The organism is Microbacterium saperdae (assembly GCF_006716345.1).
Lineage (GTDB): Bacteria > Actinomycetota > Actinomycetes > Actinomycetales > Microbacteriaceae > Microbacterium > Microbacterium saperdae.
Window position 1 is genome coordinate 1,221,876 of sequence record NZ_VFOX01000001.1, and the last position, 21,974, is coordinate 1,243,849.

Annotated in this window: 21 protein-coding genes; 11 read left to right on the plus strand and 10 right to left on the minus strand. The window is 66.1% G+C overall.

The genetic code is table 11. The features are described from left to right. Nucleotides 1-136 precede the first annotated feature (136 nt). Nucleotides 137-541, plus strand: a complete 405-nt coding sequence (locus FB560_RS21155; protein WP_188895296.1) for an ROK family protein — start codon at nt 137-139, stop codon at nt 539-541. Nucleotides 542-1,299: 758 nt separating this feature from the next. Then, a complete protein-coding gene (locus FB560_RS05805) occupies nt 1,300-1,602 on the plus strand; it encodes a TetR family transcriptional regulator C-terminal domain-containing protein (protein WP_267901912.1) in 303 nt (100 codons plus the stop codon). Between the two features lie 50 nt (nt 1,603-1,652). Here FB560_RS05805 and FB560_RS05810 read toward each other — a convergent pair whose 3' ends face one another. After that, nucleotides 1,653-2,564, minus strand: coding sequence for a sugar phosphate isomerase/epimerase family protein (locus tag FB560_RS05810; protein ID WP_170198064.1), 912 nt, complete (start codon nt 2,562-2,564; stop codon nt 1,653-1,655). Then, nucleotides 2,561-3,433: a 3-keto-disaccharide hydrolase gene (locus FB560_RS05815; protein ID WP_141871492.1), complete on the minus strand. Its 873-nt coding sequence runs from the start codon at nt 3,431-3,433 to the stop codon at nt 2,561-2,563. The genes FB560_RS05810 and FB560_RS05815 overlap by 4 nt, the downstream gene beginning before the upstream one ends. A gap of 170 nt (nt 3,434-3,603) precedes the next feature. Here FB560_RS05815 and FB560_RS05820 point away from each other — a divergent pair, with 170 nt between their 5' ends. The 8 genes from FB560_RS05820 to FB560_RS05855 all read left to right on the plus strand — a co-directional run bounded on the left by FB560_RS05820 (nt 3,604) and on the right by FB560_RS05855 (nt 12,468). After that, a complete protein-coding gene (locus FB560_RS05820; RefSeq protein ID WP_141871493.1) occupies nt 3,604-4,497 on the plus strand; it encodes a sugar phosphate isomerase/epimerase family protein in 894 nt (297 codons plus the stop codon). Next, entirely contained in the window at nt 4,494-5,543 is a 1,050-nt protein-coding gene (locus FB560_RS05825) for a Gfo/Idh/MocA family protein (RefSeq protein ID WP_229673387.1), read from the plus strand. Before FB560_RS05820 ends, FB560_RS05825 begins: the two co-directional genes overlap by 4 nt. Beyond that, the gene (locus tag FB560_RS05830; RefSeq protein ID WP_141871494.1) at nt 5,540-6,325 is read left to right on the plus strand and encodes a hypothetical protein; all 786 of its coding nucleotides are present in this window, start codon (nt 5,540-5,542) and stop codon (nt 6,323-6,325) included. The genes FB560_RS05825 and FB560_RS05830 overlap by 4 nt, the downstream gene beginning before the upstream one ends. Nucleotides 6,326-6,533: 208 nt before the next feature. Further along, nucleotides 6,534-8,102 (plus strand): ABC transporter substrate-binding protein, encoded by a 1,569-nt coding sequence (locus FB560_RS05835; protein WP_170198065.1) that lies wholly within the window; start codon nt 6,534-6,536, stop codon nt 8,100-8,102. A gap of 86 nt (nt 8,103-8,188) precedes the next feature. Beyond that, nucleotides 8,189-9,130 (plus strand): ABC transporter permease, encoded by a 942-nt coding sequence (locus tag FB560_RS05840; RefSeq protein ID WP_141871496.1) that lies wholly within the window; start codon nt 8,189-8,191, stop codon nt 9,128-9,130. Beyond that, on the plus strand, nt 9,127-10,944 hold the full coding sequence (locus FB560_RS05845; protein WP_141871497.1) for a dipeptide/oligopeptide/nickel ABC transporter permease/ATP-binding protein: 1,818 nt from the start codon (nt 9,127-9,129) through the stop codon (nt 10,942-10,944). The genes FB560_RS05840 and FB560_RS05845 overlap by 4 nt, the downstream gene beginning before the upstream one ends. Further along, nucleotides 10,931-11,788, plus strand: coding sequence for an ATP-binding cassette domain-containing protein (locus FB560_RS05850; protein WP_141871498.1), 858 nt, complete (start codon nt 10,931-10,933; stop codon nt 11,786-11,788). Before FB560_RS05845 ends, FB560_RS05850 begins: the two co-directional genes overlap by 14 nt. Nucleotides 11,789-11,841: 53 nt before the next feature. Then, nucleotides 11,842-12,468, plus strand: a complete 627-nt coding sequence (locus FB560_RS05855; RefSeq protein WP_141871499.1) for a TetR/AcrR family transcriptional regulator — start codon at nt 11,842-11,844, stop codon at nt 12,466-12,468. A gap of 686 nt (nt 12,469-13,154) precedes the next feature. Here the strand turns inward: FB560_RS05855 and FB560_RS05860 are convergent. The 7 genes from FB560_RS05860 to FB560_RS05890 are packed head-to-tail and all read right to left on the minus strand — an operon-like array spanning nt 13,155 to nt 19,454. Continuing rightward, a complete protein-coding gene (locus FB560_RS05860; protein WP_141871500.1) occupies nt 13,155-13,928 on the minus strand; it encodes an ROK family protein in 774 nt (257 codons plus the stop codon). Further along, the gene (locus FB560_RS05865; protein ID WP_170198066.1) at nt 13,925-14,938 is read right to left on the minus strand and encodes a sugar phosphate isomerase/epimerase family protein; all 1,014 of its coding nucleotides are present in this window, start codon (nt 14,936-14,938) and stop codon (nt 13,925-13,927) included. The genes FB560_RS05860 and FB560_RS05865 overlap by 4 nt, the downstream gene beginning before the upstream one ends. Next, nucleotides 14,935-16,089, minus strand: coding sequence for a Gfo/Idh/MocA family protein (locus FB560_RS05870; protein WP_141871501.1), 1,155 nt, complete (start codon nt 16,087-16,089; stop codon nt 14,935-14,937). The genes FB560_RS05865 and FB560_RS05870 overlap by 4 nt, the downstream gene beginning before the upstream one ends. Beyond that, the gene (locus FB560_RS05875) at nt 16,086-16,985 is read right to left on the minus strand and encodes a sugar phosphate isomerase/epimerase family protein (RefSeq protein ID WP_211349949.1); all 900 of its coding nucleotides are present in this window, start codon (nt 16,983-16,985) and stop codon (nt 16,086-16,088) included. The genes FB560_RS05870 and FB560_RS05875 overlap by 4 nt, the downstream gene beginning before the upstream one ends. After that, a complete protein-coding gene (locus tag FB560_RS05880; RefSeq protein WP_141871502.1) occupies nt 16,982-17,926 on the minus strand; it encodes a TolB family protein in 945 nt (314 codons plus the stop codon). Before FB560_RS05880 ends, FB560_RS05875 begins: the two co-directional genes overlap by 4 nt. Next, nucleotides 17,923-18,390: a heme-degrading domain-containing protein gene (locus FB560_RS05885; RefSeq protein WP_141871503.1), complete on the minus strand. Its 468-nt coding sequence runs from the start codon at nt 18,388-18,390 to the stop codon at nt 17,923-17,925. The genes FB560_RS05880 and FB560_RS05885 overlap by 4 nt, the downstream gene beginning before the upstream one ends. 29 nt (nt 18,391-18,419) lie before the next feature. Beyond that, the gene (locus tag FB560_RS05890; RefSeq protein WP_141871504.1) at nt 18,420-19,454 is read right to left on the minus strand and encodes a Gfo/Idh/MocA family protein; all 1,035 of its coding nucleotides are present in this window, start codon (nt 19,452-19,454) and stop codon (nt 18,420-18,422) included. Nucleotides 19,455-19,591: 137 nt separating this feature from the next. Between FB560_RS05890 and FB560_RS05895 the strand changes: the two genes are divergently transcribed. After that, nucleotides 19,592-20,857, plus strand: a complete 1,266-nt coding sequence (locus FB560_RS05895) for an MFS transporter (protein WP_141871505.1) — start codon at nt 19,592-19,594, stop codon at nt 20,855-20,857. 105 nt (nt 20,858-20,962) lie between these two features. Here FB560_RS05895 and FB560_RS05900 read toward each other — a convergent pair whose 3' ends face one another. After that, nucleotides 20,963-21,946: a LacI family DNA-binding transcriptional regulator gene (locus tag FB560_RS05900; protein ID WP_141871506.1), complete on the minus strand. Its 984-nt coding sequence runs from the start codon at nt 21,944-21,946 to the stop codon at nt 20,963-20,965. Between the last annotated feature and the right edge of the window lie 28 nt (nt 21,947-21,974).

A 21,974-nucleotide genomic window follows, 5' to 3' on the forward strand; every position in this document is an offset into this window, starting at 1 on the left:
GGGTGCTCGCGCATCGCGAACTCGAGATCCATCTGGCGAGAGGTCCAGGACGGACGGTCGCGATGCTGGGCGATTACTTCACCGCGATGCTTTCGGATCTCGGCGTGGAAGCTCGTCCGAGAGTCGTCGTGGTGGGGTGCCCGCACCGATGGACCATCGAGCGGGCACCGTGGCTCGGCCGCCGCTCCTGCCGAGTTGGGATGGCTATCCCCTCGTCGCGACGCTGCGGGAACGACTCGAGGTTCCTGTCATATTGGAGAACGATGTCAATCTGCGAGCTCTCGGCGAGACACGTTCCCGGCCACCCGAACAGGGCCCCGTGGTCTATGTGAAGGTAGGTACAGGAATCGGTGCGGGCATCGTGAATGCTGACGGCACCATCCTGCGCGGCGCGGACGGAGCCGCTGGCGATATCGGGCACCTTCGCGTGATCGACTCCGATGCGCTCTGCTCCTGCGGCGGTCGAGGATGTCTCGAAGCCGTGGCCTCGGCGGGAGCCGTCGGCAGGGCGCTCGGGGTGCGCGACGAGGATCTCGGATAGACTCTCTCGGAGCTGATCTCCGCCAGGGATCCGGAGACAATGGCTCTGCTTGGTCGAAGCGCCCAGGCGCTGGGGCAAGCGATCGTGAATCTCGTCTATCTCCTGAACCTGGTGCGGATCGTGGTGGGGGGTGGGGGCTCTCCGAGGACAGTGATGAGCTGCTCGCCGGTATTCGATCAACGATCTACGGCCAGGCGCTCCCTCTGGCCACGCGCGATCTTCACATCGTGGAGCCGAGCCTCGGAGCCCGTTCAGGGATCGCCGGTGGGCTGGCGATCGGGATCGACGCGCTCCTGAACCCAGAAGCGATGTCCGGTCGCATGCGTCAGGGGCGGTCGCTGTCCGTGCATTGACCCATCCGTGGGCCTGAGGGGTAAGCGTGCAGCGATGGTGTGAGGGGCGTCGCGCCTTCGTGCCGCGCACACTCGAGTGACGCGCGATCACTGATCTTGCATGTTGGTAAAGTTCAGCCATGGCGCGACGTGGAGAGTATCCGAAGGGTGAGGCTCGTTGTGAGGAGATCCTCCAGACCGTCATGCGGGTCCTCGCTGCGGACAGATACCGGACATCTCGTTGCGCATGATCGGCCGCGAGATGGAGATCGAACCGGCGCACATCCTCTATTACTTCTCGAGCCGCGAAGAGCTTCTCCAGAAAATGATCGAGAGGTGGGACGAAGAGAACCTGGCGGAACTTGAGGGGACGCCGAGCCTGGATGCCCTTGCGGCAGCGGTGCGCCGCAAGGGCAGATTCCGGGCATCGTTCATCTCTATCTCACGTACGCGGCGGAGGCGGTGCACAGTGAGCACGCGGCGCACGATTTCTTCCGACAGCGATTCGCGACGAGCCGCGAGTTCTTCGCCGCGGCGATCCGCGATGAGGCGGCGCGCGGGCTCATTCGCGAGGGCGTCGATCCCGACGCGGAGGCTCGCAAGCTGCTGGCGCTCGCCGATGGGCTGCAGCTTCAGACGCTCTCGGACCCGCGCATCGATGCTGCTGCCGGCATCACCGACGCGCTGGCGGAACTACGCGTGGTCGACGCGCGCACAAGCGCACCGTGATCGCGGGGCGGACAAGACCGCCCGCCCCGCGATCGTTGGCTTCTCGACGCTCAGGCGTGGTCGGGGAAGTGGTGCCGCACCGCCTGCACGACAGATGCCGTCCGTTCCCACGGATCGCCGAGCACGCCTTCCCACTCGATACTGATGTCGCCGCTGTATCCGCTGCTCGCGACCGTCGACAGCGCGCGCTCGAGGTCGAGAAGAGGCGTGCCGTCCGAGGCGTTGTCGAACGCCTTTGCATGCACCAGTGCTGCCACCGGCGCGAGCCGGGCGATGGCGTCGTAGACAGGATCCGTGTCCAGCCCGGTGTCGATCGGGGATTCGCCGAGGAATCGCGCGTGCGAGACGCTGATCAGCGGTTCGAAGTTCCCCAGGTCGAGGAGTATGCCCAGTCGGTGCTCTCCGACGTCCGCACGGAGCGAGAGCAGGTAGTCGGGGTCGGAACTCTCGCCACCGTGATTCTCCACGAGGAGCATGAGGCCACGTTGCGCTGCGAACTCGGAGAGCTCCACGAGTGCGGCGATGAGTCCGGCGCGATCGCCTTCGTGGTTGCCGGCCGCGACGTTGCCCGTGTTCACCCGCACGTAGCGTGCCTTCAGGTCGGCGGCGATGGTGATCCATCGCTTGATGCGAAGGATATCGTCGGCCCGATGCTCGGCGTTCGCGCTGGAAAGGTCTCCGGCATCGATCGGCACGGTGAGGAGCTCCACGTCGGAGGCATCGAGTGCTGCGCGAAGTTCTGTCACCCGTTCGTCATCGGAGCGGTCGAACTGAATCTGGCAGAGTTCGACCGCCCGCACCCCCAGCTCGTCTTTCGCGAGCTGGAAGAACTCCTCGAGAGTGTGCTTCTGCGGCAGAGGGATCTCGATCTCCGTGAGCGATCCGTCCTCGCCCCGCGTCTCCATCCTCACGGGGCCGAGGGCTCGGACGAGGCTGAAGCTCGACACGGCGACGGTGCTCATGCGCTCTGCTCCTGCGACTCGATGTCCCGAACGCGGATGTTTCGCCAGCGACATTGGGCGCCGGGTGCCCACCGGGCATCTCCGAACATCTCGTCGTTGTCGTGCACCTCGAGGGCGAGGTGTCCACGGGTGCCCAGATGTGCCAGGACGGCGTCCGGATCGTAGTCGGGAGAGTCCAGCGTCGCCGTGTCGAGCTCGGCGATCTTCACGCCGTTCACCCACGTCGTGATGACGGGGAGGGCGCCGACGCAGCGGATGCGGATCTCGTTCCACTCGCCGAACTTCCACGCGTCGAGGAAGTCGTTCACGTCTGCGGCGTAGGAGAGCCGCGCGATCTTCTCCGGGGTCACGGGCTCGACGCTCGTCGGGGGGTCGTCTGCAGCCAGGCCGACGATGGTGCCGTTCTCATCCCGGCGTGAGACCACGGCGAACGGGAGAGCGGAGAAGCTGGCCAGTCCGTTGCCGAAGAATCCGCCGATTCCCCCGGATTCGCGGTGATCGATCAACACCTGGAAACCCGCCCAGTCGTCCGTCTTGCGGCGCAGCATCACACCGGTGTCTGCCGGCCAGTCCGGGCGTGCTTCCAGAACCAGCTCGAAGTCGCCGAAGGTCGCGTCGGAGACCAGGTAGCCGCCATAGCCGGGCGTCGACTGCTCGCCGATCAGGATGCCGTCCTCCACGAACCACCGCGCCGCGTGGAGCTCAGGGTGCTCCGGAATCTTCATTCCATGCTCTTCGATGTAGTCCGTCAGGTGGGGTCCTCCGGGATACAGGCTTCCGTACACGCGCGGTTCGGCGTGCCATCCCGACAGTGTCGAGCCGTCGAAGATCGGGCGGAAGCCCGTCTCATCATGTGTGTCCAGCGTCATCGCTCGGGTCCTCACCAATCGTCCTTGAAGGGGGTCTCAATATTTACGACTGTTCAATATCTCGCGCTCGATGTCAAGCGAACTCGAGCAAAAATTTGTGTGGTGTTTTATTTTTACGTTTGATAAGTTTTCACCAGCGACCACCGGCGGTCGCTGAAGGAGGATCACCAATGGCGACGACCCACCCACCCGCGATCAACCCGCTCCCCTGGATCCTGAACGATCTGGGCTACCGCCTCGATCGAGAGGTCCTGACCCGGGCGATGGCAGAACTCCACGACGTCGGGTACCGGCATCTGACGGTCGAGAAGCCACTCGAGATGTCCACCGCGGACTATCGTGCGCTTCTCTCGGATAACGGATTCGCACCCGCACCGGGGTACTTCTCCGGCAACTTCTCGGATGCCGATCAGCATGGTGCGCTTGTCGAGTCGATCAAGAAGCACGCTGCCCTGCATGCGGAACTCGGATTGGACCGCGCCTTCATCGCCGAAGACATCGTTCCGGCTCGACTGGCAGTCCCGGCCAAGGGTGTCGGCTTCGACCCTGAGCGAATCGCTGTCATCGCCGAGGGGATGCGTCTCGCGGCCGATGCGGCAGCGATCGAGGGGGTGCGGTACGGATTGCACCCCCATGTCGCCACCGGCGTCGAGACGGAAGCGGAGGCCAGGGAGGTGCTCGACCGTACAGCGGGATCTTCGCTCGGCTTCGGGCCCGACACCGGCCACATCGCGTGGGCGGGCGGAGACCCCGCGGCTCTGATCGCCGACTACTCGACCCGCGTTCTGAGCGTCCACGTGAAGGATGTCGACAACGAGGCGATCCTCGCCGCAGCGCGACACGGCGACGACTACCTCGCGGCGACCAATGCGCGAAAGGTCTGGCGGGAGCCCGGTCGCGGAGATGTCGACTGGGAAGGCGTGCTCCGTGCCCTCGCCCCTGACTTCTCCGGCTGGTTCGTCGTCGAGGTGGATGTTCCCTTCGCGTCGACGCCCGCGGAGAGTGCCGCCCAGTCCCTCGAGTTCATCCGCCGCGTGGTGTCCTTCGAGGAGGTGTCGACGTGAGCGACCCCATCTGGCTCGGCATCGTCGGCGCGGGACCGGCGACTCAGGCCATCCATATCCCGACGCTGGCACGTCTCGGCGACAGGTTCGCCGTCGCCGTCGTCATGGACATCGACGCGGCGGTGGCGAAGTCCGTCGCCGCACGAGCGGGCGCCCGCGCGACCACCGACTTTGATGACCTGATCCAGGATCCGGCGGTCGAGGTTGTCGCGATCTGCACGCCACCCTCCCTGCACGCCGAGCAGGTGATCGCGGCCATGGAGGCGGGCAAACGCGCGGTGTTCTGCGAGAAGCCGTTGGCCACGACCCTCGAAGAGGCGAACAGGATCGTCGAGGTCGCAGAGCGCACCGGCGTGCCGTTGGTCGTCGGAGCGATGCATGCCTTCGACCCCGGGTGGCTCGCCGTGCAGACCGAGGTGGAGGAACTCGCGCAGACCGCGCACACCGTGCGGTCGAGCATCGTACTCCCGTTCAACGACCGGTTCGAGGATCTCGCCACCGAGATCCTCAGCCGTCCCGCGCCGCCGGCATTCGGTGAGATGGATGCCGAGGCGCGCGCGGGGCTGCTCTCGATGGCGGTGCTCGGGCTCGCGGTGCACGATCTCCCACTCGTGAGACGATTCGTCCCCTCCCCGGAGAAGATCGACGTGACCTCGGCGAAGCTGCTGTCGCCCTTCGGTTACGCCATCTCCGGTCAGGACAGCGGGCGGACCATCGACATCTTCGGGCTCATCAACGCGCAGTGGGACGCGCATTGGACTCTGGAGGTCATCTCCGACGACATCGTGTTGCATGTCGACTTCACCCCCTCGTTCGTCCATGCAGGGTCAGCGACCGCCACGGTCATCCGTGCCGACGGCACCCGCGCAGTGCATGGCCCATTCGGTCACAACGGGTACGAGAGTGAGTGGCGCGTGATCGGCGAGATCCTCGACGGTGACGCGAGCCACGCACCCGCGCTGCAGTCCCTGGTGGACGATCTCACCTTCGTCGTCACGATCGCTGATCGATCATTCGCTCTCTTCCGAAAGGACGCGCGTTCATGAGTACACCAGTGAAGATCCACGCCGACTCGGGCGCTGAGCCGCTCTTTCGGGAGGTTCTGGCTTCTCTGCCGCTGAGCTATGCGCGCGCGCCAGAGGTGGGCGATGCCGATGTCGTGGTAGCGGACGGAGCAGCCGGGTGGCCAGGACGAGTGTCCGCGCACCTCGATGCCGGAGTCGCCACCGCGCTGATCGTCGACCCGCGGCCGGACGACTCCGCGGCAGTGCGCGATCTTGCGCAAGCGGCCGAGGCATCCGGAGCACGCCTCGCCGTGAGCGAGACGGCTGCGAGCAATCCGGCCGTTCACGACATCGCGCCTCAGCTGGAAGGACTCGACACCATCACTGTGGTGAGTCGTGGCCCTGCCTCGGCGTCGGACCTGCTCTTCGATCAGCTTCGACTCCTCAGAGCGCTGGGCATCGGACAGCTCGTGGAGAGGGACGCGACCCGCGGACGCAAGTCCGTGGTTGTCACTCTCGACGGCGCGCTGGGCGGGCGGGCTCTGCTCGTCAAGCTTCAGGCATCCACCACTGAGGCGGGGGTGTTGCAGCATCGGGTGCAGGCGTACGGGGCGGCCAGCATCGTGACCGCTGAGCTCTACGGCGCCGACACGGCACGGCCCGCTCGCGTGGAGTGCAGCACGGCCGATGCGGCGTCCACGACTCCGACGATCTTCGAGAGTGCGCATCGCGCGAGCTGGCGCGCGCTTCACAGGGAGGGATCGACCGTGGACCTGGAGGCTTTCGCAGACGATATCGACCTCCTCGGCGTTCACGCGTCGTGATCTCTCGGCGGCTCCATCTCCACATTTAGTGATCCGGATCAGGAGTTTTCAGTGCGCTTCGCTGAAGACTTCTTCGTTACTGAAAATATACTTGCGGTAAAAATTTGCTGCTGATAAATTCTGGCTCAGCCGGTTGAAGATGACCGCGCACGAGTTGCTATTCCCGACGCGATGCCGCGTTCGGTATGAGACCAATGGAGGTACAGCAATGACGGGAACGGAACAGGTCGCACACGCGACCGAACCGGTCTACAAGCGCCGGGGCATTCGTCGCCTCGCCACAGCGATGCTGGCGGTCGTCGCGCTCTCGCTCACCGCGTGCGCGAGTACGGGCGGAGCAGGGCAGGCAGAGCCTGACACACAGAAGCTCACCCTGGCGCTGGATTCGACACCCATCCTCAACTACACGCAGACCGGCATGAGTGGCACCGTCAGCTGGGTGTGGTCGTCGATCTACGACACCCTCCTGAAGGTCGAACCCGATGGCTCCGTGTCTCCGAACGCGGCCGAGAGCTTCGAGGTGAGCGAGGATGCCACCACGACGACGTTGACGCTGCGGGAGGGGATGACCTTCACCGATGGTTCCCCTGTCGACGCGTCCGCTGTCAAGGCTTCGATCGAGAACATCCGCGATGCAGGTGGCCCCGATTCCGGGCGCCTCGCGGGGGTCGAAGTCGAGGCGGTGGACGACTCCACGATCGCGCTGCATTCCCCCCAGCCCAACGGCCTGATGCCGATGTACATGGCCGTCCAGCTCGGAGCGATCGCGAACCCCGCGTTCTTCGACGGCGCTGACGCCGACACCAACCCGCAGGGCTCGGGGCCGTATGTCCTCAATGCCGAGAAGACGACCTCAGGGTCGATCTACGTCCTCGACCGCAACGTGGACTACTGGAACAAAGACGCCTACCCGTACGAACAGCTCGAGCTCCGCGTGCTCGAGGATGAGACCGCTCGAATCTCGGCTCTTCGCACCGGGCAGATCGACGGCGCGACTGTCGCCCCCACCTCCGTGAACCAGTTCGCCGAGGACCAGTTCAATCGCATCACCAGCAACAGCACGATCGAGGGTCTCTTCATCTTCGACCGCACGGGCGAGAAGGTGCCCGCGCTGGGTGACGCACGGGTGCGACAGGCCATGAACATGGTGTGGGATCGCGATTCCATCGTGAAGAACCTCTACGGAGGCGAAGCCATCACCACGTCTGAGCCGTACCAGGCCGAGAATGACCTGTATGACCCGGCGCTCGAGGAGCTGTACCCCTACGACATCGAGGGCGCGCGCAAGCTGATGGCGGAAGCCGGTTACGCAGACGGATTCGACCTGACCATCCCGTCGATCCCCGGTTTCAACAAGTCCAACCCGATGGTCGTTCAGCAGCTCGGTGAGATCGGCATCCGCGTGACGGAAGAGGACCTTCCGATCACGTCGTTCTTCACGGAGGTCCTCGGAGGTAAGTACGCCGTCATCTCTCTGGGTATCGAGTCCCGCTCGGCGCTGTGGGATCTTGCCAACATCGTGCACCGCGGGTCGGTCTGGAACATCTTCCACACCGGCTCGGACGAGCTCGATGCGCTCGTCCTCGCGGCACAGTCCGCCACCGGCGACGAAGCGGATGAGATCTTCGACCGTGTCTCGGAGATCGTGATGGAGGAGGCCTGGTTCGCGCCGTGGGCGGCCCCGACCGCGTATCTGGTGACTGCCAAAGACGTGACGGCGACACCGATCGCCGGCAGCAGCTACCCGTTCCTCTACACGTTCGCACCGGCGGACTGACCGGCACCAAAACCGCAGTGTTCGGGGTGGAGGACGCCCACGGTGGCCTCCACCCCGAATCGCCGACATCGCCCAAAGGAGAACGCATGTCGAAGTTCATTCTCAAGAAAGTGCTCGGGGCGCTGGTCCTGCTCGTGATCGGAACCGGACTCACTTTCCTCCTCGTGTTCTCGAACACGAGGGGTCTCGTCAGGCAGGTTCTCGGCGAGGGCGCCACGGAGGAGCAGATTCAGGCGCGGACCGAAGCGCTGGGTCTCAACCAGCCGGTGCTCGTGCAGTACGGGCAGTGGGTCGCCGACCTCCTCCGCGGCAACCTCGGCAGCAGCTACTACACGGGCGAGCCGGTGACGGTGGTGCTCAGCAGTCGCATCCCCGTGACTCTGTCGGTCGTCATCACCGCGGTGATCCTGATGCTGATCCTCAGCGTCGTGGTCGGCGTCGTCGCGGCGGTGAAGGGCGGTTGGATCGATCGAGTGCTGCAGGTCGGGGGAATTCTCGGCGGCGCGATTCCCGGATTCATCGTCGCGATCATCCTGGTGTTCACCCTCGCAGTCGCGATCCCCCTGTTCCCTGCCACCGGGTACGTGAGTCCCACCGACAGCGTGGAGGGATGGATCCGAACGCTCGTGCTACCGGTCACTGCGGTGCTCGTCACCTCCGTCGCCGGCGCGGCATTGCAGTTTCGAGGCGCGATGATGGATGCGCTTTCTCAGGACTACGTCCGCACGCTCCGCGCTCGCGGGGTCCCGGAGACGGCGATCGTTCTGAGGCACGCACTCCGCAACGCCGCACTGCCCGGACTCACAACCATCTCCCTGCAGACCATCGGGCTCATGGGCGGCGTGGTCATCATCGAGAAGATCTTCGCGCTTCCCGGGGTCGCCGCTCAGCTCACCACGAGCGCGATCCTGCGGGACATCCCGATCGTGATGGGCGCGGTGCTCTTCACCATCTGCGTCGTCGTGATCGTCAACATCCTGCTTGCCCTGATCACGGGTTGGATCAACCCGAAGGAGCGTGTCTCATGACCGTCGCACCCGGAACAGTCACGGTCGCTGTCGCCACCACCGACCTCGCCCCTGTCGGCGTTCTTCGCAGACTTGCCAGGAACCCCGTGGCCCTGGTCTCCACCCTCTTCCTTCTGCTGGTGCTGGTCCTGGGCATTCTCGCCCCCTGGATCGCGCCTTTCCCGCCCAACCAGACGAACCTGGACTTCACGAACGCGCCACCTTTCCAGGGGCCGTACATCCTCGGCGGTGACATGGCCGGTCGAGACATCCTCTCGCGGCTGCTGATCGCTACCGTTGGAACCCTGCAGGCAGGCGTGGTGCTGTTGCTCGTCTCCCTGGCACTCGGCGTCACGACCGGACTGGTGGCCGGCTACTTCGGAGGCACCGTCGATGCCGTGCTGTCGTGGGTGGCGAACATCACCCTGACTCTGCCCGGCATGGTTCTGCTCGTGGCGATGTACACCGTTCTCGGCCCGAACATCATCGTGTTCATGGCCATCTTCGGCCTACTGATCTTCCCTGGTTACTTCTGGCTCGTGCGCACCCTGGTGGTGAACGTGCGCAGCGAGCTGTACATCGACGCGGCACGTGTCGCTGGCCTCTCCGATTCTCGGATCATCTCCCGGCACGTCCTGCGCGCCGTGCGTGGTCCGATCATCATCCAGAGCTCCTTCGTCCTCGCTGCCGGTATCGCCGCACAGGCGTCCCTCGAGTTCATCGGTCTCGGCAACTCGACGGTGCCGTCGTGGGGCGGTGTGCTCAATGAAGCCTTCCTCGGCATCTACGTCGCACCGCTCTCGCTGGTGTGGCCGGCTCTGCTGATCACGCTGGTCACGCTCGCACTCGTCCTGCTCGGGAACACACTGCGCGACACGCTGCAGACCTCGGGATCCCGCCACGTCGCTCTGACCCGGAAGGCGGTCGCGAAGATTCAGGCCGATGCCGGCTATGCGCCAGGTGCCACGACGTCCGCCGCGCGCGCAGCGGCCGACACGATCGAGCCGCTGCTGCGCATCGAGGGACTTCGCCTCGGGTATCCCGACTCCGCGCACTCCGTCGTGCCGGTGGTCAAGGGCGTCGACCTCGCGGTCGCACCGGGCGAGATCCACGGTCTGGTGGGGGAGTCCGGATCGGGCAAGTCGCAGGTCGCCTTCTCCGTGCTCGGCATCCTGCCCAAGGAAGCGGTGATCCTCGGCGGGCGCATCGGCTTCGAGGGGCAGGAGCTGCTCGGCTCTCCGGCCGCGTTCAAGAACGTCCGGGGTCGCAAGATCGCGTACATTCCCCAAGAGCCGATGAGCAATCTCGACCCCACGTTCACCGTTGGTCAGCAACTGATCTACGGTCTGCAGGCGGTCAAGCGCATCGGTCGGGGAGCAGCACGGCGCGAGCTGGTCGAGCTGCTGCAGCGAGTCGGGATCAAGAATGCGGATGCCGTGTTCGATCTTTATCCCCACCAGGTCTCGGGCGGTATGGCCCAGCGCATCCTGATCGCCGGGGCGTTGGCGGGTGATCCGGATCTGATCATCGCCGACGAGCCCACGACCGCGTTGGATGTCACCGTCCAGGCGGAGGTCCTCGATCTCCTCCGAGATCTGCGCGCGGAGCGGAACCTCGGAATGGTCCTCGTCACCCACAACTTCGGAGTGGTCGCGGACATCTGCGACCGCATCAGCGTCATGCGCGAGGGCGTCATCGTGGAGTCCGACACCGCGGAGGCTCTCTTCGAGAACCCCACGCATGAGTACACGCAGATGCTGCTCGGGTCGTCGATGACGAACCGTCCCGCGCGTCAGCCCTTGAACACCACGGCAGGACATCATGAGCACAACTAACATCACCTCCCCGGTCGCCGTCCGCGATCAGCCGCTGCTGTCGCTGCGGAACCTCGACGTCGCCTACCGGTCGCGCGGTTTCCGTAAGCCGCCCGCGCACATCATCCGCGACGTCAGCGTGGACATCCATCCCGGCGAGATCGTGGGACTCGTCGGGGAGTCCGGGTCCGGGAAGACCACTCTCGGCCGGGCCGTGCTGGGACTCGCTCCCGTGGTCGGCGGAGAGGTGATCTTCGACGGGCAGGACATCTCCGGCCTGACGAGGCGACAGCGTCGGCCGTTCGCCAAGGACATCCAGGTCATCTTCCAGGATCCGTACTCATCGTTGAACCCGGCGTTGACCATCGAGGAGATCCTCGCTGAGCCGCTCCTGGCGAACGGGGAGAAGACGGGTCGCGAGACCGTGCGCGATCTCCTCGACAAGGTGCATCTGCCCCGGGACGCCGGTCGTCGTCTGGCGCGGGAGTTCTCCGGCGGCCAGCGCCAACGCATCGCCATCGCGCGAGCGTTGGCGCTGAACCCGCGGCTGATCATCTGTGATGAGCCCACGAGTGCGCTGGACCTGTCGACACAGGCCCGGATCGTCGACCTTCTGCTCGAACTGCAGGAGCGCACCGGGGTCGCGATGCTGTTCATCACGCACGACCTGGATGTGGTGCGCGTCGTCAGCCATCGGATCGCGGTGATGCTGCACGGCGAGATCGTGGAGACGGGACCCTCTGCCGTCATCACGAGCAACCCGCAGCATCCCTACACCCAGCGGCTGTTGATGGCGGCGCCGGTGCCTGATCCTAAGCGCCAGGCCGAGCGTCGGGAGAGTCGACGGCAACTGGCGCAATCCTGATGCGCACCGCTCTATTTCCCGAGCCTGCGCCCCTCGGGAGATAGAGTCCTCGCATGGCCAGGCAGGGAAAATACGCGAAAGGTGCCGCTCGCCGCGAAGAGATTCTGGCGGCGACGACACGAATTCTCGCGGACGACGGATACCGGAATCTCTCGCTGAGGTACATCGCCCGGGACCTCGGTATCGAACCCGCGCACATCCTGTACTACTTCGACAGCCGTGAAGAGCTACTGCAGAAGGTGCTCGAGCGGTGGGATCAGGGCAACCCGGGGATCATGCTGATCGAGCCCGGCGAGATTCTCGATCGCTACGTCGAGGCGGTCGGATCGAACCTGGCGATCCCCGGCATCGTGCACCTCTATCTGATCTTCGCCGCGGAGGCGGTTCACCCCGATCACGCCGCCCACGACTACTTTCGACAGCGGTTTCGTGCCGTGTGCGAACTTCTCACCCGCGGTCTCGAATACGAGATGTCGACAGGGAAGCTGCGTGACGATATCGACGTCACGATCGAAGCGCAGAAGCTGATCGCGTTGGCCGACGGGCTGCAATTGCAGGCGCTGAGCGATCCCTCGTTGAATCCCTCCACGATGATCGCCGGTGCGATCGCCTCGCTCCGCACGCACGTGTCTGATCCCGACGCATCGAAGGCAGTCGGCGCCTCGCGAGGAACCGTCTGATCGCGGCTACGGCCCCGCGTCCGACCGCAGAGCCGCTCGCTGCGCCAGCTCCTGGAGCGCCTCGAGATCCGCGGAAGAACGCGAAAGCGATGATCCGGTCGATCGGTGGCCGCCGCGACCAGGCGACGCATCGTTTCCGCTCCACAGCCGACGGCGCGAGCTAGCTGGTGCAGCGACCACCCCTGAGCGCGGAACTCCCGGACGATCGGGAGAAGCGGCGTCGCATCGACCGGCTCGATCCGCGGGCTTACGCCTCTTCGGCGGGCATGGTCGACGCGCGACCGCCGCCGCGCCTCTATGCACGTCAGGCCGTTCTCGCCACGCGGGCACTGGGACTCGTCCGTGCAACCGGCGAGCGCGCCGCGCGCAGTGCCGTGGTCCACGGGCTTGCCCACGCCGCTGAGCCGTTGTGCGCGGTACTGCTCCACATAGCGCCGTCGGGCCTGGGAGCACGTCACCTTCCCGAGGTTCCAGTGCGGGCACGCGCGGTCGTCGCGGCATCCGCGCCGATACCCCCATGCGGCGGGGGAGCGGCTGATCGAGCGCGAGGCGCGAGGTCTGGTAGCCGGATCGGTGTCGGATGGCGGCTTCGACGCACGTCAGCTGCCGCGTTCCTCGATTGGGGCACCCGCCGACCGACCGGCAGCCATCCGTGAATCCGGCCACGCTGCCGTGCGGCGCGTGGCTCATGTCCGTGTGCCTCCCCGCCCATCCGCGTGGTCCCCGGTGACGGAGATGGCCGCCCCGATGATGCGCGCGTCGTTGCCGTAGGCCGCCCGGATGGTGCGGATCGTCGGGGGCAGGCGCGGGGCGATCTCGTCGAAGTAGATGCTTCCGCCCCCGCCGATGATGAAGCGGGACGGGGAGAACAGACGCTGCAGCGTCGAGAGATAGCTGCTGATGCGCGTCGCCCACTCCGGCACTTCGATTCCGTCCCGGCGGAGCGCGGAGAAGGCGACGTGCTGGTCGACGAGGCGTCCGTCGACGGTGAGGTGTCCGAGTTCGGTGTTGGGCGTCAGAACTCCGTCGGTGAAGAGCACCGATCCGACGCCGGTGCCGAGAGTCACGGCGATCGTCACGCCGGCGCGGTGGGACGCGGGAAGGGCTGACACCTCCGCGAGCCCTGCCGCATCGGCGTCGTTGAGGACCCGGACGGGAGCCCGTAACGCGTCTGAGAAGAGACCGATCGCGTCGAGCCCGATCCACTCGTGGTCGATGTTCGCGGCGGTGCGGGTGGTTCCTCGATCGACCACGGCGGGCAGGCAGATGCCGATCGGGTCCCCCGCGCGCCGATCGCACCGCGCGGCGAGCTCGTGCACGGCGGCGGCGACGCCCGCAGGATGGCCTCCTGCGGGCGTCGCGACCTCATGCCGTTCGACGATCTCGGCGGTGCGGAGGTCGACGAGGCCCCCCTTGATCGAGGTGCCTCCGACGTCGATTCCGAGTATCGCTGCGCTCATTGGTTGCTGAACGCGACGTCGAACGACGTCTCGGGGAGCTTCCACAGCAGGGATCGGATGTACTGCACCGCCTCGGCGGCACCGTGCAGGCGGTCCATGCCCGCGTCCTCCCACTCGATCGAGATCGGGCCGGTGTATCCGATCGCGGAGAGGGCGCGGAATGCGTCCTCCCAGGCGATATCGCCGTGTCCGGTGGAGACGAAGTCCCAGCCGCGTCGCGGATCTCCCCATGGCAGATGCGAACCCAGGATCCCCTGTCGCCCAGACGCCGAGCGAATACGGGTGTCCTTGCAGTCGACGTGGTAGATCCGGTCGGCGAAGTCGGAGATGAACCCGACTGTGTCGATGCCTTGCCACGCCATGTGCGAGGGGTCCCAGTTGAATCCGAACGCATCGCGGCAGTCGATGGCATCGAGGGTGCGCACCGAGGTCCAGTAGTCGTACGCGATCTCCGAGGGATGCACCTCGTGCGCGAAGCGCACACCCTCGCTGTCGAACACATCGAGGATCGGGTTCCATCGGTGCGCGAAGTCCTCGTAGCCGGCGTCGATCACGCTCGCGGGCACCGGCGGGAACATCGCCACGTACGGCCAGATCTTCGATCCGGTGAAACCGACGACCGTCTCAGCGCCGAGTCTGCGAGCGACCCGCGCGGCACGTTTCATGTCCTCGGCGGCGCGCTGTCGTACACCTTCGGCCTCGCCATCGCCCCAGACGTAGTCGCGAAGGATCGCCTGGTGCCGGAAGTCGATCGGATCGTCGCACACGGCTTGACCGGCAAGGTGGTTCGAGATCGCCCACACCTTCAGCCCGTACCGATCGAGCACGTCGAGCCGTGACTGCAGGTAGGCGTCATCCTCGTCTGCGCGGCGGAGGTCGAGGTGGTCTCCTGAAGCCGCGATCTCGAGACCGTCGTATCCCCACTCCGATGCGCGACGCGCGACCTCCTCGAACGGCATGTCCGCCCACTGGCCGGTGAAAAGCGTCACCGGAGCTCGTCCGGCGCTCATGCGGCCACCTCGGCATCCTCAGCGGCGGGAGCGATCTCGGTCCATGACCCTGAGCGTGACGCGTGCAGGAAGGATTCGATGATCTCCACTGAACGCACACCGTCGGCGATGGTGGGAAGACCTTCGGGCTTCTCGCCGCGCACCGCGGCGTAGGTGTCGCGCAGGAAGGCCGCGAACGCATCCGGCCACCCCTGGGGATGCCCCGCCGGTGTCAGATTGAGACGCGCCTGATCGGGGGACACATCCCCCTCGCCCCGACGGACGATGCTCGCCCCGTTCTCGGAGCCGAACCACACCGCATCCGGCTGTTCCTGATCGAACACGGCAGACTGCTCGGAGCCGTCGACTTCGAGCCACAGCCGGTTCTTGCGCCCACCGGACACCTGGGAGAGCACGGTGTTCGCGAGAACTCCGTGCTCCGTGCGGAACGTGACCACGGCGATGTCCTCTGTCAGAGTCGCCACCCGCTTGCCCCCGACGCCGGTGCTGAACGACGGTCCTGAGGCGATCGGGCGCGTGGGGTGCGCGATCGATGCCGATGCCGTGAGCGCCGTGAACCTTTCCCCGGACACGAACTCGGCGAGGTCTGCCCAGTGCGAACCGATGTCGGCGAAGGCGCGTGAGGCGCCCCCCGCTTCCGGGTCGATGCGCCAGGTCGATGCTTCTGCGGACAGGAGCCAGTCCTGGAGGTAGGAACCGTGGACCAGGAGCACGCGACCGAGGTCGCCGGCGATTCGCCGTGCCCTGATCTCGCGCACGAGAGGGTGGTAGCGGTAGACGTAGGGGACCGTCGCCACGGTTCCGGCGCGTTCGACGGCGGCAGCGAGGTCTCTGGCATCCTCAACCGTGGTCGCCACCGGCTTCTCCACGACGATGTTCAGCCCCGCGTTCGTCACGGCCTTGGCGAGGTCGAGGTGAGTGTTGTTCGGCGTGCAGATATGCACCACATCGGGTCGTGCCTCGATGAGGTCGTCCAGGCTCGCCCACGCCGCGGGCAGAGCCCACGCCTCAGCCGCTTCCGCTGAGCGTTCGGGTCGGGAACCGAGCACGCCGACGACGATCGCGCCGGTATCGCGCGCGGCGCGGACGTGCGCCGTGGCGATCATGCCGGTGCCGATGATCCCCACGCGCAGGGCCTCTGTGGCGGTCATGATGCCGCTCCGGCGAAGTAGGGGTGAGAGTTCAAGAAGCGCAGCGATTCCGCGCTGCTCTCCTCGGCGTCGCGGAGATGTGGCACGTCGACCTCGATGATGAACCATCCGTCGAAGTCACGCGGCAGCGCAGCGACCACGGCATTGAAATCGATGTCTCCCCGGCCGGGCTCGATCCAGACGTGCGCATCGCCCGTGGCGGTCGCGTAGTCATCGCCGCGGAGTCGGGCCGTGTCGGCTGCCAGCTGGTCGACGTCCTTCAGATGCACGTTCAGAACACGATCCGCGTAGTCGTGGATGATGGTGTCGGGTCGCGTGCCGCCCCATCGGAGGTGACCGGTGTCGGGGCCGAACAGGAGGGGGCTGCCCGCGGTGGCGTCGAGCACTCCGCGGACCTCGCTCTCGACCTCGATGGCGGAGCCGACATGCGGGTGCAGTCCGTAGCGGACGCCTTCCGCCGCGGCGACCTCGGCGGCCTTCGCCATGCCTTCGGCGATGATAAGCGTGCGCTCCGCGTCGGGCTCGTGGCCGACGGCGGGGTGCGCGAGTCGACCCGGATCCATGTCGTTCGCGATGAACGCGCTGTCGACGCCGAGCGCGAGGTGATTCGCGGCGTGGCGGCGGATGTCTTCGAGCGCCTGCGCGTGTCGGGAGCGATCGTGGAACGACGCGGAGAAATACCCCGGTGCTGCTCGCAGGCCGTGGCTCGCGAGCAGGTCGTCGTAGTCCGCTGCGGTGAGCTCCGGCGGGAGCTCGATCGTGATGTGCGTGAATCCGACGCGTGCGAGAGCCGTCATCGCCGTGTCCAGCACCTCGCGATCGAGGCGATATCCGGCTCCGTTCAGAATCCAGGGCAGCGGATTGATGGCGGTGCGGTGGGGCAGGGTGGTGCTCACGCTTCGTCCTCCTCGGAGATGGTGGTGATGGGGTAGTCGACGAAACCGAAGGCCGACCCATCGGGGGCCCAGCTGGGCACGTTGATGGTGCCCTGGCCGCCGTCGAGCGCGACGATGGTCTCGGGGTGCGACCAGTCGTCGCCGCGCACCAGGCGGAGTTCCACCGGGAGATCTGCCGGATGCCCGGTCGTGCCGGACGGATAGCTGAGGTACACGGTGATGTCACCGGAGGGCGCCGGATGCGGGAACCAGTTGACGCGCTCGTCGAAGGTGAGCTGTTCGAGTTCGGTGCCGTCCGGGCGGATCCGCGCGATCTGCGCGTGACCGGGGAACTCGGAGAACTGCTCGGTGTTGAAGTAGATCCACTGCCCGTCCGGCGACCATTCGCAGCCGTCTGCAGGACCGGGGTGCGTGGTCACAGCCTGGTCGGCCGTGCCGTCGATCGAGATCGTGTGGATCGTGGCCGATGCCCACCAGTTCTCGCCGTCGGGATCCAACCTCACGTATCCGAGGCGCTGGCCATCGGGACTGATCCCGTGGAGGAAGTGCATTCCTCCGTCGTCCGGGGTGACACGAGCGGCAGCGCCCCCGGCGAGGGGGACGGCCCAGATGTGCCAGTCGTTCGCCGAGGCGTAGATGGTCGCTCCGTCGGGGGAGAGCACGTGGTCGTTGTTCACGTCCGGAAGCCCGGATGCGGCGACACCCGTGGGCGCTTCGCCCCCACGGGTGGGAAGCGTCCACAGCTCGCCATCCCCATTGATGAGAAGTCGGTCATCCTGGGTCCAGTTCGGAGCTTCGTAGAGGCGATCCGTGGTCTCGAAGATCGTGCGGATGGCGCCTCCGTCGCGCTCCCACACGCGGATGCGTGCAGACTGGCCCGCCGCCAGGATCCGCTGCGGGACCTCCGTCGTCTCCGTCTCCGTCTCCGTGGTGTCGCTCATCGGTTCGCCGCTTCCGCGAGATGCGCGCGGATGCCCTCGACCACGAGGTCGTGATCCTCCATCGAGGCGAGCCCGGAGGCGGAGACCGCCGCGACGACGCCGGCGCCTCGGACGCGGATCGGGAACGATCCTCCGGTGACCGCGTAGTCCTCGCCGAGCCAGCTCGCGAACGGGTCGATGCCCGCAGCCCGCAGCTGAGCCTCGACCAGCGCGCTGCTCTTCTCCATGCGCAGGACGACGTTGGCTTTGCGGGAGAGCCAGACGTGCTGGTCGGGAGTGACCCCGGGGAGAGCGGAGCGGAAGAGCGTGAATCCGGGGCGCTGGATGTCGATGCCCACGGCGTGCCCGGCGCGGCGTGCCGTCTCGGTGATGCGGGTGCCGAGGAGCCACGCCTGTTCGAGGTCGAATGCCTCGAATACGAGCTCCTCTTCCTGGCGGGTCAATGTGTCGATCAGTTCAGTCATGCGTTCATTCCCTTCGTCGTGTGTGAGGGTCAGCGCCGCGCGAGCTGTGCGCGGGCCTCGTCGATGGTGGCGAGGATCGAGATGGTCTCCTCGTGTGTGTGGACCGGGGACTCGACGCGTCCTTCGCCGACGAAGCGAGCCAGCGCATTGGCCTCCCAGGCCAGTCCGTCGAACCACTGGAGTCCGGTCGGATCGGCCCAGGTGATCGGGGTGGAGAGGTAGTCGGCTCCGACGATGCTGAAGGTGGTCGGGTTGTAGAACGGGCCGTCCAGTACGATGCTGGCCTCGGACCCTGCGATCACACCCGTCATCGGCGTGCGGGCGACGATCGACGAGTGCAGGGTGGACTGCGCGCCGCCCTCGTGCGTGAGGACGAGGGTGGAGAACGCGTCGACCCGGGTGTCGGTCATCCTTCCGGACGCCAGGACCTCGGTGGGGGCGCCGAGAACCATCGACGAGAACTGCACGGGGTAGATGCCGAGATCGAGCAGTGCGCCACCACCGAGCTCGGGGCGGAACAACCGGTGTTCCGGTCCGGCCGCGATGGACTGGCCGTGGTCGGCGAGAACCGCCGAGATATCGCCGAGGACGCGGTCCGCCAGTAGCTGCTGAATCACCGAGGTCTGGGGAAGGTAGCGCGTCCACATCCCCTCCATGACGAGCGTTCCCGCCGACCGGGCAGCATCCGTCAGCTGGCGGGCCTCCGCCGCGCTCACGACGATCGGCTTCTCGATCAGCACGTGCTTGCCTGCCGCGATCGCGGCGAGTCCGACCCGAAGGTGATCGCTCGGCGGGGTGGCGACGTAGATGACGTCGACCTCCGGGTCGTTCACGAGGGCGTCCAGGGATGTGTGGACGCGATCGATGCCGTGAGCGGCCGCGAACTCGCCTCCTCGCTCGGACGAACGGGAAGAGACCGCGACCAGACGCTGAGAAGTGTGCGCCCGGAGAGCCTTCGCGAACTCTCCCGCGATCCATCCGGGCCCCACGATGCCCCATCTGAGCGAGGGCTCACCGGCGTCTGCGCGGTACAGCGTGGGTGTGGGGAAATGTTCTGGGAGCATGCGCTTTCCGTTTCGACATCGTTGTGGACTTTCCACTTAGCACGAGATAAAGTAGCGGACATCACTCAGATTAGCACGTGCTAATCCGTCGTCAACAAAGGTGTTCGGAGCGATACACAGACTCAAGGAGGCGTCGCATGACTACGGAATTGCCCGCACATCCGTACACGACGGAAACCCCGGTGAAGCGGGGCAGCGGCCTGTATTTCACGGCGTTGGGGCTTGCCCAGTTCGGAATCTTCATCGCGATCCTCGCGCCGGTGATGATCAGCATGCAGCTGAAGGCGCAGGAGATAAATCCGGGCGACGCGGCTTCCGTCGTCGGAACCGTGCTTCCCTTCGGTGCGCTCGGCGCGCTGATCGGAAACCCGGTGTTCGGTGCACTGAGCGATGCCACCCGTACACGATGGGGTCGCCGCAAGCCGTGGTTGCTCGCGGGAATCCTCGGCCTGCTGGCCGGACTCGCGTGGCTCGTGGTCAGTAACAGTGTTCTCGAGCTGACCCTCGCCTGGCTGGTGTGCCAGCTCGCATCCAACGCGGCATCCGCAGCACTCATCGCGAGCTTCGCCGACAACGTCCCCGAGAATCAGCGCGGTCGCGGATCGAGCATCTTCGCCCTCGCGCAGAACGTGTCGATCCTCGCCGGCATCTACGGCGCCGTTCTCCTCGCCGACAACCTGCCCCTGCTGTTCCTGCTCCCGGGTGTGATCGGCGTGGTACTCGTCGCCATCTACGTCTTCGTGACTCCGGACCGTCTTCCCGACGTCGAGCCGAGGAAGTTCTCGTTCACTCGGATCCTCAGCACGTTCTGGACCAATCCGATCAAGTTCCCGGACTTCGGCCTTGCCTGGTGGTCGCGATTCCTGATCATCTTCGCGTCGATGCTGTTCACCACCTATCGCTTCCTCTACATGCAGGACCATCTCGGTCTGGAAGCGGATGTCGCGCTGTCCGCTGTGGCGAACGGGGTCCTGTTCTACACGATCGCGTTGATGGTCGCCGGTGTCGTCTCCGGCTGGCTCTCCGATCGCCTGGGCCGTCGCAAGATCTTCGTCTTCAGCTCCACGCTGCTCTTCGGCGTCGGGCTCGTTCTTCTCGCCTTCGCGGGAGACATCGCCGCGTTCTACATCGCCGAAGTGGTGATGGGTCTCGCCTACGGGGTCTACACGGCCGTCGACACCGCGCTGGTCGTCGATGTGCTCCCGGACCCGGACAAGCCCGGCAAGGACCTGGGCGTCATCAACATCGCGAACTCGCTGCCGCAGTCGCTCGCGCCGGCTCTCGGTCTGCTGCTTCTCAGCATCGGCGGTGGCACCGGGAACTATGTGGCGCTGCTCTGGGGTGCCGGCGTCATCGCGGTGATCGGAGCCCTCGTCGTGCTGCCGATCCGCGGCGTCCGGTAGGCGCGCACCACCGACCGAGAGGTGCCCGCCGACTCCGTCGAGGAGTCGGCGGGAACCTTCGCTGTGCGGTCGCGCCCGGCCGAGCGGATGTGCTCGGGCCTCGATCTAGCGAGCGGGAGTCGGGCCCGTCGTCTCGCGAACGACCAGGGTTGCGGGCGTGGCGATGCTCGACGGAGGTCGTTGAAAGTCTTCGAGTCGCTGCAGGATGGCCGACAGCGTCGCATCTGCGGTCGCGTCGACGTCCTGATGGACGGTCGTGAGCTGGTTGTAGGAGAGTGAGGCGACGTAGCTGTCGTCGAAACCGACGACGGAGATGCTACCCGGGACGGAGACCCCAGCGCGCGCGAAGACGGACAGGGCCCCCACGGCACTGAGGTCTCCTGCGCAGATCAACGCCGTTGGGCGTCGATCTCGGCGCAGAATCTCACGAGCGGCCGCGGCGCCGTCCTCCTCGGAGAATGCGCCGGAAATCACCTCGCTCTGCCCGGCCAGCCCGAACTTCTGCATCGCGCGCTGGTAGGAGAGCGCGCGATCGTGTCCGACTTTGCCGGCCTGCCCGCCGACGTACACAATATCGCGGTGGCCGAGAGAGACCAGATGTTCGACGACCAGTCGAAGTCCCTCGTCCTCGTCGATGTGCACATTGTCACTGGTGCCCGTGTCGTTCCATTCGCCGAGCAGGACCGTCGGAATCCGTGTGCTGGCGTCGAGGAATTCACCCGAGAAGGACTCGAGGTTGAAGGCGACGAGTGCCTCGACCCGCTCTTCGATGAGCTGAGCCACGACGTCATCCGTGGACCGATCGGGGGTCGTGGGGCCGAGGGCGATTCCGTATCCGAGCTCGGCGGCTTTCCGGAACAGCCTCTCGACGACGCGTACCTGGAACGGGCTGCCCATCCAGAAGATGGCGCCGATGAGTTTCGTGCGGTTGCGGCGGAGTAACCGTGCAGAGGCGTTCGGGCGGTAACCGAGTTCACGCGCCGCCGCCAGGATGCGCTCCCGTGACTGCTGCGACGGACCCGGCTTGTCTCTCATCACCATCGAGACCAGCGCGCGGGAGACACCTGCGCGCTCTGCCACATCGCTCATCGTCGGATGGGTCATCGAGTGGCTCTCG

Coding starts and splice junctions, on each gene's coding strand:
- FB560_RS05850 (WP_141871498.1), top strand. CDS start 10,931: ATGAGCACAACTAACATCACCTCCCCGGTCGCCGTCCGCGATCAGCCG.
- FB560_RS05865 (WP_170198066.1), bottom strand. CDS start 14,938: ATGAGCGCCGGACGAGCTCCGGTGACGCTTTTCACCGGCCAGTGGGCG.
- FB560_RS05870 (WP_141871501.1), bottom strand. CDS start 16,089: ATGACCGCCACAGAGGCCCTGCGCGTGGGGATCATCGGCACCGGCATG.
- FB560_RS05820 (WP_141871493.1), top strand. CDS start 3,604: ATGGCGACGACCCACCCACCCGCGATCAACCCGCTCCCCTGGATCCTG.
- FB560_RS05830 (WP_141871494.1), top strand. CDS start 5,540: ATGAGTACACCAGTGAAGATCCACGCCGACTCGGGCGCTGAGCCGCTC.
- FB560_RS05880 (WP_141871502.1), bottom strand. CDS start 17,926: ATGAGCGACACCACGGAGACGGAGACGGAGACGACGGAGGTCCCGCAG.
- FB560_RS05895 (WP_141871505.1), top strand. CDS start 19,592: ATGACTACGGAATTGCCCGCACATCCGTACACGACGGAAACCCCGGTG.
- FB560_RS05810 (WP_170198064.1), bottom strand. CDS start 2,564: ATGAGCACCGTCGCCGTGTCGAGCTTCAGCCTCGTCCGAGCCCTCGGC.
- FB560_RS05835 (WP_170198065.1), top strand. CDS start 6,534: ATGACGGGAACGGAACAGGTCGCACACGCGACCGAACCGGTCTACAAG.
- FB560_RS05815 (WP_141871492.1), bottom strand. CDS start 3,433: ATGACGCTGGACACACATGATGAGACGGGCTTCCGCCCGATCTTCGAC.
- FB560_RS05840 (WP_141871496.1), top strand. CDS start 8,189: ATGTCGAAGTTCATTCTCAAGAAAGTGCTCGGGGCGCTGGTCCTGCTC.
- FB560_RS05860 (WP_141871500.1), bottom strand. CDS start 13,928: ATGAGCGCAGCGATACTCGGAATCGACGTCGGAGGCACCTCGATCAAG.
- FB560_RS05900 (WP_141871506.1), bottom strand. CDS start 21,946: ATGAGCGATGTGGCAGAGCGCGCAGGTGTCTCCCGCGCGCTGGTCTCG.
- FB560_RS05885 (WP_141871503.1), bottom strand. CDS start 18,390: ATGACTGAACTGATCGACACATTGACCCGCCAGGAAGAGGAGCTCGTA.
- FB560_RS05890 (WP_141871504.1), bottom strand. CDS start 19,454: ATGCTCCCAGAACATTTCCCCACACCCACGCTGTACCGCGCAGACGCC.
- FB560_RS05855 (WP_141871499.1), top strand. CDS start 11,842: ATGGCCAGGCAGGGAAAATACGCGAAAGGTGCCGCTCGCCGCGAAGAG.
- FB560_RS05845 (WP_141871497.1), top strand. CDS start 9,127: ATGACCGTCGCACCCGGAACAGTCACGGTCGCTGTCGCCACCACCGAC.